The organism is Leisingera sp. JC1 (assembly GCF_001679925.1).
Classification (GTDB): Bacteria; Pseudomonadota; Alphaproteobacteria; order Rhodobacterales; family Rhodobacteraceae; genus Leisingera.
In genome coordinates, this window is record NZ_LYUZ01000084.1 from 56,214 (window position 1) to 65,419 (window position 9,206).

The 9,206-nt window shown below is 66.5% G+C and carries 7 protein-coding genes and 1 pseudogene; 3 read left to right on the top strand and 5 right to left on the bottom strand.

The annotated features are described in order from the left end of the window. Nucleotides 1-2: 2 nt before the first annotated feature. Nucleotides 3-1,319 carry a hypothetical protein gene (locus A9D60_RS10685; RefSeq protein ID WP_065267571.1) on the top strand — a complete coding sequence of 439 codons (1,317 nt, stop codon included), beginning with the start codon at nucleotides 3-5 and terminating at the stop codon, nucleotides 1,317-1,319. 39 nt (nucleotides 1,320-1,358) lie between these two features. Here A9D60_RS10685 and A9D60_RS10690 read toward each other — a convergent pair whose 3' ends face one another. The 5 genes from A9D60_RS10690 to A9D60_RS10710 all read right to left on the bottom strand — a co-directional run bounded on the left by A9D60_RS10690 (nucleotide 1,359) and on the right by A9D60_RS10710 (nucleotide 6,317). Then, on the bottom strand, nucleotides 1,359-2,147 hold the full coding sequence (locus A9D60_RS10690) for a hypothetical protein (protein ID WP_065267572.1): 789 nt from the start codon (nucleotides 2,145-2,147) through the stop codon (nucleotides 1,359-1,361). Nucleotides 2,148-2,186: 39 nt separating this feature from the next. Then, a complete protein-coding gene (locus tag A9D60_RS10695) occupies nucleotides 2,187-2,552 on the bottom strand; it encodes a hypothetical protein (protein WP_065267573.1) in 366 nt (121 codons plus the stop codon). Between the two features lie 87 nt (nucleotides 2,553-2,639). Further along, nucleotides 2,640-3,566: a dynamin family protein gene (locus A9D60_RS10700; protein ID WP_065267574.1), complete on the bottom strand. Its 927-nt coding sequence runs from the start codon at nucleotides 3,564-3,566 to the stop codon at nucleotides 2,640-2,642. Further along, nucleotides 3,563-5,665, bottom strand: a complete 2,103-nt coding sequence (locus tag A9D60_RS10705; protein ID WP_065267575.1) for a dynamin family protein — start codon at nucleotides 5,663-5,665, stop codon at nucleotides 3,563-3,565. The genes A9D60_RS10700 and A9D60_RS10705 overlap by 4 nt, the downstream gene beginning before the upstream one ends. A gap of 235 nt (nucleotides 5,666-5,900) precedes the next feature. Beyond that, nucleotides 5,901-6,317 carry a c-type cytochrome gene (locus tag A9D60_RS10710; protein WP_065267576.1) on the bottom strand — a complete coding sequence of 139 codons (417 nt, stop codon included), beginning with the start codon at nucleotides 6,315-6,317 and terminating at the stop codon, nucleotides 5,901-5,903. 174 nt (nucleotides 6,318-6,491) lie between these two features. Between A9D60_RS10710 and A9D60_RS10715 the strand changes: the two genes are divergently transcribed. Next, nucleotides 6,492-7,487 (top strand): HlyD family secretion protein, encoded by a 996-nt coding sequence (locus A9D60_RS10715; protein ID WP_065267577.1) that lies wholly within the window; start codon nucleotides 6,492-6,494, stop codon nucleotides 7,485-7,487. Then, a pseudogene (locus A9D60_RS10720) lies at nucleotides 7,484-8,956 on the top strand (ATP-binding cassette domain-containing protein); the annotation flags it as partial. The gene A9D60_RS10715 and the pseudogene A9D60_RS10720, both read left to right, overlap by 4 nt. Between the last annotated feature and the right edge of the window lie 250 nt (nucleotides 8,957-9,206).

Consider the following 9,206-nt stretch of genomic DNA (forward strand, 5'->3'; position numbering starts at 1 on the left):
GCATGACCCAAGCGGAAACCGCAGCCGCGGCCGCATCGCTGCGGCGCGCTCTGGCAGAGGACCGGATCCCCGCCCGCCTGCAAGCCGGCACCGGTACGCTGCTGGAGCAGCTGGAAAAACCGGTGGCCGTCACCCTGTTCGGCCTGTCCGGTTCAGGCAAGTCCAGCGTCGCCAACCTGCTGCTTGGCAGCCAGGTGATCCCGGCGGGCGTCTCCCTGCCCACCCTGCAGATCAGCGGCGGCGGAACCGCGGCCTGCAGCGGGGTGCTGGCGGACGGCAGCGGCTTCAGCCTGCCGGGTTTCGACACCGGCGCGCTGGCTGCCCGGGGCGCGGTCTTTGCCGAGGCGCAGCTGCCGCTGCCCGCCCTGAACCAGATCAGCATCCTGGAAATTGCCGCCCCGGATGCCGCTGCATTGGAACGCGCGGTGCCCTGGGCTGCCCAGCGGACCGGCATTGCCCTGTGGTGCACCCAGGGTTTCACCGCCGCAGAGCAGGCCGCCTGGGCGCGCGCGCCGGAGCAGATGAAGGACGGCGCCTTCCTCCTGGTGACCAAGGCGGATGAGCTGGCGGCACAGGACCGGCTGGCCCCCGCGCTGGCGGGCATTCAGGACGCGGCCTCGGAGCATTTCAACGGCATCCTGCCGCTGGCCGCGCTGGAGGCGCAGGCCGCACGGCAGCCGGATGGCACGGTGGACCGCGACCGGCTGCGCCGCTCCGGCGGGCAGGCGCTGATCTCGGCCATCATGCATGAGGTGAAGCTGCGGCGGCAGGCGGCGCTGGATCAGGCCGGCGTGCTGCTGGCGAAATACGCTCCCGTTCCCGCAGCCGCACCGGCAGAGAAAACCGCCGCACCGCCCCCCCCGGCGGCACTCCAGGCAGAGCCGGACGCTCCGCTTGCGGCGGAAACACCTGCACCGGACCGCCCTGCCCCCGTGGCAGAGGCGCCCGTGGCGGCTGCAGAATCCGCGGAGCCGCAGGACGCGGCGCTCAGCCCGGACACCCGGCAGGTCTTTGATCAGGCGCTGGACTACCTGTCGGCGCAGGGGCGCAGCATGGGCCAAGCCCTGCAGGACGGCACCGGCAGCAGCAGCAGCCAGCTGATCCGCACCGCCCTGAAGTCGGTGCAATGGCTGGACAGCCATTTTGAGGAGTATGGCGGCAACGGCGGCAACGCACTGGCAGAGATCCGCGGCGCGGTCTCGGAAGCGGAAGACCTCATTCAGCTGATCCAGGTGGAACAGGACGGCGCGTCGCTGTTTGATGCCACCAGCATCCTGCTGCAGCTGAAACGGGACATGCAGGCGCAGCTCGCCGCCTGAAGGCGGCCAAGCTGCGCGACAACAGAATGGGTTTTCACCTTACAGGGTGAAAACCCGCTGCCAGATGCCGTGCAACCCGGCCAGATCCTCCTCGCCATGGGCGAACAGGGCGCATTCGCCATCGGCCCAGACCACGGACACGCATTCGCTGCCGTCCAAAACCGGACCCAGCGAGATCAGCCGCGGTGTTTCCGTCAGCGCCGCATGTTTGGCATAGGACGCCTGAAAGCGGTCCCACTGCGCATCGGCAATCTTCTGCAGCGCAGTCAGCACAGCTGCATCCTCGCCGCCGCCCAGCCAGGCGCCGCCTGCGTGCAGCAGGCAGGCAGAATACATCCCGGCGGCGGCCTCGATGAAAAACTCCATCGGCCGGTCCTGCTCGCCCGGGTCCAGCTCCATCACCTCTTCCAGCATCGCTGCCGGCAAGCCAAGCCCGGCAGGGCCGCCGCCGGGCGCGGCAAAGGCGGTCTCCACCGTCAGCGGTTCCTCGGCCTGCGCCAGCCGCACCATGGCCGCGGCAACGGCTTCCAGCACCTCCGGCTGGTCATGGGACAGGCCTTCGCCGGCCAGATGCTGCACTTCTTCCAGATCGCTGCTGGCGGACACCAGCGCCATCAGCCGCCGTTCGGACACCACGAAGGACAGCGCGCTGCCCCCGGCCCGGAAGGTCAGCTGCCGCTGCAGCACCGTGGTGCCGATTTCCTGCAGCATCGCGGGCAGGGGCGGCGGGAACAGCCCGTTGGACAGAACCCGTTTGCCATCCCGGAACACGGTCTGCCGGGCGCCCAGGGCCGCCAGATTTCCGGCAATTGCGTCGTCGTGAGTCACTTTGATATTCCCGTTCGAAGGTCTTGGTGCGCCGGTCCGTCAGCCATCTGCGGTGATCCGGGCCAGGCAGTCCCGGGCGGCGGCCTGAAACGCGCCCAGATCCAGATCCGGCGCGGCAAGGCACAGCAGCGCATCGGTCGGCTGAAGGGGTGATTTGAAGGCCAGCATCACTCTGCCTGGCTCCCGCGCCATCGCAAAGCCGGGCGGCTGGGCCCCAAGCGGCGGTACGCCGTCTTCACCCAGCAGGCAGCTGGCCTGGGCGCAAAGCGTATCCAGCGCATGGCGGTCCAGCGGCGACTGGCTGTTGGCCACCAGCACCATGCCCGCGGCCAGATCCGCATAGGCCACTGTCCCGCAGGCGGGAAACTGAGCGTGCAGACTGTCCAGTTCTTCCGATACCGTCATAATGCGCCCTTGCCTGATGGGCCGGTTCTGCCCGGCCCGCAGGTCAATTCACAACCGTAACGGGCGCGGGATTACAAGCCTCTTTTTTCAGCTCTCCAGCAATTCCCTGCGCAGCGCTGCCAGATCCGCATCCGGGCGCCCTTCCGGGCGCGGGGTGCGCTTGGCGCCTTGGGGGCGCACCCGGCGCGGCATGACGCGGCCGGGCTGCACCTCCTGCGGGCTGTCCGCTTGCGGCGTGCCTTCGGCTGCTGCCGCCGGTTCCGCCGCTGCAGGCTGCTGCACCGGCTGGGCAGCAGCAGCCGGGGCGGTTTCCTGCACCGCAGGGGTGCTGCCATCCCGGGCAGCCGCCACAATGGCCTCCAGCGCCGCGGCAAACCCTTGCGCGCCAGAGGTTTCCCATTCCGTGCTCTCCGGATCCGCGTCCAGTGCCTGGGTCAGCGAAATCGGGCAGACGCCGGCAAACTGGCCTTCGGTTTCGCGCGACACCCGGGTCTGCACCCGCAGCTTGTCCAGCGGCGTCGTCAGCTTGTCGAACCGGGTGATCAGCAGCAGGCTGCGCTGGCGCACCGCTTCCGGCACCAGCCCCCAGGCCGCCGCCTCCGACTGGCGCCAGGCCTGGGTCGCATGGGTGCACCACAGCACGCAGTCCACCTCTTCCAGCATCCGTTCCCAGACCTCGGGCGGCATGTTGGGATCGGAGATACCGGGGAAGTCGATCAGGTCGCGGGCTTCCAGCACCGGCGCCTCGCAGCTGATCTGCACATAAAGCGTCTCTTCCAGCGGCACCGCTTCCAGCGCCTCCAGCGACACCGGATGCAGGCTGCCGTCCAGCGCCTTGCGCGACGGCGGTGTCTCTCCTTCAGTGATCCAGACCGGCGGCAACCGGGTTGCAGTGACCTTCTCCGGCAGGATGCGCCGCCCCAGCAGCAGGTTCGACAGGGTGCTCTTGCCCGCGCTGAATTCGCCCATGATGGCGACACGGGGTTTGCGGTCCAATGGCTGCGGGTTTGTCATGCCGCCGCTCCTTCACGTGCTGTCCGGGCCGGTTCTGCGACCGGCTCCGCGTCTTCATATGCCAGTTCCTTCAGCAGAAGCTCCAGCAGCTCCGCCCGTTCCTGCTGGGCGCTGATACCGAACAGGGTGTTCAGGTCATTCATGCTGATCCGGGTTTTCTCCGCCACATCCATCAGCAGCTCCCGCTGCTCGGTGAAGAACGCCATCAGCCGCTCGCGGGCGTCCTGCCGGATCTCCGCCGCCTGCTGTTCCTTCAGCTCATGAATGATCGGCGCTGTCTCCGCCTTGATCAGGTCGTAATAGCCGCTGGCATAGGCGCGGTATCCGCGGCGGCGCTGCCACCAGCCCTTCCACCAGGAGGTCTGCAGATCCAGCGCGATGGTGGCGCCGATCGCCACCGGCGGCGGCACCTCTGGCACCGCAGCAGGCGCAATACGGAAATCGCTGACCTGAATGGAGACCGCCTGCTGATAGGTGTCATGGATCGCCGAGGCCGCATCGCTGTAGACCTGTGTGCAGGCTGCCATCAGGTTCTTGCGCATCACCTGATAGCTGGACCGCAGCAGGATCCGCAGCCCGTCCGGCGCATATTGCCAGGTTTCGTTTTCGCCGTAGTTCTCCAGATGCTGCAGCAACGAGGCCACCGCCCGCTCCAGAAACTTGTTGTGCGCCTGATCCACCCGCGAGGAGAAAGTGGCGAACACCTGGTCCAGCGCGGTATCCATCTGCGCCATGCTCACGGTTTCCAGCCGCCGCAGCAGCTGGCTCAGCGCGGCGGGCTCAATCACCGAAATCCGGTTGCCGTCGATCCGCATCGACGCCACGGTCGAGGCCGCCTTCATGCTGGACACCTGGTTGGCGGCCCGCTGGCGCACCTCGGACAGCAGCCGCGCGCCGGCGCCTTCGGCAATCCGCGCGCCAATGGTTTCAAACAGTTCCGGCACGCCGGAGAGCTGCCACATCAGCGCCGGGTCGCTCAGCACATCCTGCCCGTCTGCGCCTGCCTCCGCCCCGGCGTACTGCCGCAGCACGGCGGCGCTGTCTTCTCCCAGCGGATGGGTGTCCGGCGCCAGCGCCGCATTGGCCCACAACGCGCTGCCAAAGACGATTTTGGGATTTTCCGGCCCGTTCATCTTCTCCAGCGTCGCCAGGATGCTGTCGCGGATATCGGGGATCTGGGTCTCCGGGTCCGACAGCTCATCAATCCGGTTGACGAAGATCACGATCCCTTCCGACCGCACGTTGGAGATCATCCGGATCAGCCCCATGTCGACAGAGCTCAGCGCCTGCGAGGCAGACAGCACGACCACGCACAGGCGGCTGTTGCGCAGCGACTTGATGGTGATCTGCTCGCGCATCAGGAAGGTGTCGTTGACGCCGGGCGTGTCGCGCAGGCACAGCGGCACCGGCAGCGACGGCAGCGGCAGGTACAGGTCGGCGGATTTGGTGATATCGGCAAACCGGCCCTGCTGGTCGCTGCTGCCCGCCATCTCGAAATCATCGCCCAGGCAGACATAACGCTGCATCAGGTCGTCATCCAGATGCCGGTAATCATGCTTCTGGCCCAGCAGCAGCTCAAACCGCCGCCCCAGCCGCTTGCGGGTCTTCTCGCGCATTTCCGTAATCTGCGCCTGAATCTTCTGCAGCTCCTCATCGGCGCCCGCCCGCATCGACAGTTCGCCGATCCGGCCGCCGTTGGAGACCAGATGATCCCATTCATCACCGTTGAAGAACTGAAAGGAGGCCACCGGGTCGCCATCCTTGCGCGGCGCATTCAGATGCAGCGAGGTGACAACAGAGGTCCAGGGATTCACATCGGCAGGCAGCAGCCCGGGACGGGCCACCATCGCATTGACCAGGGAGGTCTTGCCGGATTTGATCTGCCCGATCATCGTGACGCTGGGCTTGAACTCGTCGAGCTCTTTCAGCTGCCGGGCGATCTGGCTGCGGCTGCCCTTGGCTTCCAGCGCCTGAATGTCCAGCAGCAGGTCCTTCAGCTCCACAATCTCGCCTGCAAGCCCGGCAAGGCTGTCCTGGCCGTTACGCAAAAAGGGAAAACGTCCAAAGCCAGCCGGCTGGCGGTCGGGTGTCTCATCCATAGTGGTAATTTCCTTGTCGGTCTGTGCGAGCAACGAATGAATTCGCGGTCAAAGCTGCCTTCTTTATTTTCTGGTTAACGAACAATCAGCCATCAAAGGCAAAATTGCGGCAGACCGTGGCCGACAACTTGTCTTTGCGTAAAATATTCAGACTTTTTTAACTTTTTGCGGGAGTTCCGGGCGGAATTTGAGCGTCAGCAGTGTGCTGCGCCGGCCATCCGCAAGGGACGCGGGGCTATTCGCTCCCGCTCCCGCCTTGCTGCACCGATTGCAGGTAGGTGATCAGGCTGCCCAGGGCCTGCGGCACCATTATCGGCTGGCCGTTCGGCAGGGCCAAAGCCATATACTGATCCTCGTCCAGTGACGGGCCGAACACGGGCATATCGCCATGGGCGGCAACCGGCTGGCGGCCGTCAATCTGCTTGGCTACCGCCTCAAGGGGGAATGCGCCGTTGTTGCGCGCGGCCAGCCGGGTCAGGTCCGGCGGCTGCAGGGCCATCATTTCCGCCATCGGCCCCTGGCTTGCCGCGTCCTTGCCGTGGCACTCGGCGCAGAAATACAGGAACAGGTCCCTCCCCTCACCGGCACCGGCCTCCTGCGCCCAGACCGGGCCTGCTGCCATTGCAAGTGTTACTGCCAGCCGCATCAGCATCGCCGTTCTCCTTTGCTCCGGATCCTCTGCGCCGCGCGGCCCGAACCCGGTGCCCGCCGCACATGGTGTGATGATAGCGGCAAACCGGCAGCGCAGAATTGACCCAGAGCAAGGCGGGCCGTGCAGAACCGGATTAGGCTCCGCAGGTGCCGCAACAGGACGGGAGGCCCTGCCATGACCAAATCCGCCGGTGCGCTGCTGGCCGCGGCTGCCGTTCTGCTGGCCGCCGCCGCCGCGTATCTGTTTGTCGCCGACAACGGCGCGGGCCTGCCCGATGGCTTTGTCCAGGGCAACGGCCGGATAGAGGCCGAACAGGTTGAAATCGCCCCCGCACGGGCGGGCCGGGTGGCCCGGGTGCTGGCCGCCGAGGGCAGCCTGGTGGCATCCGGCAGCATCCTGGTGGAAATGGACACGGATGAGCTGTCGGCGGCGCATGACCGGGCCAGGGCCGAAGCCGCGCTGGCGCGCCAGACCAAGGCCGAAGCGCAGGCGCTGGTGGTCCAGCGCCAGAGCGAGCACCGCCGCGCAGAACACGAACTGGCCCGCGCCACCGCCCTCTTGGCCGGTCACAACATCTCTGAAACTCTCTTTGAAGAACGCGAAACCGCCCATCAGGTCGCCGCGGCGGTGCTCGGTGCGGCCAAGGCGCGGGTCGCCACCGCAGAGGCCCGCATCGCAGCGGCAGAGGCAGAGGTCCGCCGGATCGCCGCGCAGATCGAGGACAGCACCCTCACCGCACCGGTGCCGGGCCGGGTGTTGTACCGGCTGGCCGAACCGGGGGAGGTGGCCGGCGCCGGCGCGCCGATCCTGACGCTCCTGAGCTTGGAAAACATCTATATGGAGGTGTTTCTGCCCGCCCGCGAGGCCGGGCTTCTGCCGATCGGAGCGGAGGCGCGCATTGTGCTGGACGCCCTGCCCGATTACGCCATTCCCGCCACCGTCACCTTTGTCTCGCCAGAGGCTCAGTTCACCCCCAAGCAGGTCGAGACCCTCAGCGAGCGCGAGCAGCTGGTGTTCCGCGTCCGCGTCCGCATCCCGCAGGATCTGGTGGCAGCGCGGATCGAGCATGTGAAAACCGGCCTGCGCGGCATCGCGGTGATCCGGCTTGACCCTGCCCGCGAATGGCCTGAAGCGCTGGAGCGGCGCATCCCGCCTGAGCTGTTCAAATGACTGTCCCGGCAGACAGTCCCGGTATACGCATCGAGGAGGTCAGCCACCGCTACCGCAAGCATTTGGCACTGGACGGGATCTCGCTGGACCTGCCGCCGGGCCGGCTGGCGGGCTTCATCGGCCCGGACGGGGTTGGCAAGTCGACCCTTCTGGGCCTGATCACCGGCGCCAAAAGGCTGCAGGCCGGCACCATAGATGTCCTGGGCGGATCCATCGGCAATGCCGTGCACCGGCACCGCATCTGCCCCGCCATTGCCTTCATGCCGCAGGGGCTGGGCCGCAACCTCTACCCCGAGCTTTCGGTGCGCGAAAACCTCGAGTTCTTCTCGCGGCTGTTCGGCCAGGGCGCAGCAGAGCGCGAGGCCCGCATCGCATCACTCCTCACCGCCACCGGGCTGGCACCTTTTGCGGACCGGCTGATGGGCAGGCTTTCGGGCGGCATGAAGCAGAAGCTGGGCCTGTGCTGTGCCCTGATCCACGACCCTAAACTTCTGGTGCTTGACGAGCCGACCACTGGCGTTGACCCGCTGTCGCGCCGCCAGTTCTGGGCGCTGATCGGCGCCATCCGGGAGCAAAGCCCCGGCCTCACAGTGCTGGTCTCCACCGCATATATGGAGGAGGCCCAGAGCTTCGACCGGATCGTCGCCATGGATGCGGGCCGGGTGCTGTACCAGGGCCCGCCGGAAGACTTGCAGGGCGGGGCCGAAGACCTCGAGACCGCCTACCGGCAGCTGCGCGCGCAAGGGAAACCGCCGCCGGTTCAGCTCCAGCCCGCGGCTGCGCACAGCGGCGAACCGGTCATCACCGCCCGCGGCCTGACCCGCCGGTTCGGCGATTTCACCGCCGTCGACCACGTCGGTTTCAGCATTGCCCGCGGCGAAATCTTCGGCTTTCTCGGCTCCAACGGCTGCGGCAAGTCGACCACCATGAAAATGCTAACCGGCCTCTTGCCCATCAGCTCAGGCGAGGCGCAGCTGTTCGGCAGGCCGGTGGACGCCAAGAACCGCGCCCTGCGCCGCGAGATCGGCTATATGAGTCAGGCGTTTTCACTCTATGGCGAACTGACCGTAGAGCAGAACCTGCAGCTGCACGCCCGCATTTTCGGGATCAAAGACCGCGCGGCCCGGGTCACCGAACTGACCCGGCGCTTCGGCCTCTCGGCGCACAGCGCCTCCCTGGCTGCCGCCCTGCCCCTTGGCATCAAGCAGCGGCTGTCGCTGGCGGTTGCGGTGATCCACCGCCCGCGGGTGCTGATTCTGGACGAACCGACCTCCGGCGTCGACCCGGAGGCCCGCGACATGTTCTGGGCGCAGCTGATTGAGCTGTCGCGCAACGAAGGCGTCACGATCTTTGTCTCCACCCATTTCATGAGCGAGGCCGAACGCTGCGACCGGGTCTCCTTCATGCACGCGGGCAAGGTTCTGGCAGAAGGCACGCCCAAGGCGCTGATGGCATCGCAATCCGCGGATAGGCCCAAGGGGCTCGAACGTGAAAAAGTGGCCAAAATTCAGAACATTTGTGAACGATTTATGTTGCGCTAATCACGAAAACTCGTAGCCATTTGCTTTCATGCGGTATTTTGGAGTTGGGTAGATGGATGCCAGCGCGGCACGCAAATGGAGCTTGTCCTTTCAGGATATGGATTTTCTATCGTCGCTGCCCCAGTCTGTTTGCCTTGAGGTCGCACTACAGATTTGCAGCGTTCGCTGCGCAGGTAGA

What these genes read in the sequence shown, in the direction of transcription:
- A9D60_RS10695 (WP_065267573.1), bottom strand. Translation starts at nt 2,552, where the DNA reads ATGACGGTATCGGAAGAACTGGACAGTCTGCACGCTCAGTTTCCCGCC.
- A9D60_RS10705 (WP_065267575.1), bottom strand. Translation starts at nt 5,665, where the DNA reads ATGGATGAGACACCCGACCGCCAGCCGGCTGGCTTTGGACGTTTTCCC.
- A9D60_RS10685 (WP_065267571.1), top strand. Translation starts at nt 3, where the DNA reads ATGACCCAAGCGGAAACCGCAGCCGCGGCCGCATCGCTGCGGCGCGCT.
- A9D60_RS10715 (WP_065267577.1), top strand. Translation starts at nt 6,492, where the DNA reads ATGACCAAATCCGCCGGTGCGCTGCTGGCCGCGGCTGCCGTTCTGCTG.
- A9D60_RS10700 (WP_065267574.1), bottom strand. Translation starts at nt 3,566, where the DNA reads ATGACAAACCCGCAGCCATTGGACCGCAAACCCCGTGTCGCCATCATG.
- A9D60_RS10710 (WP_065267576.1), bottom strand. Translation starts at nt 6,317, where the DNA reads ATGCTGATGCGGCTGGCAGTAACACTTGCAATGGCAGCAGGCCCGGTC.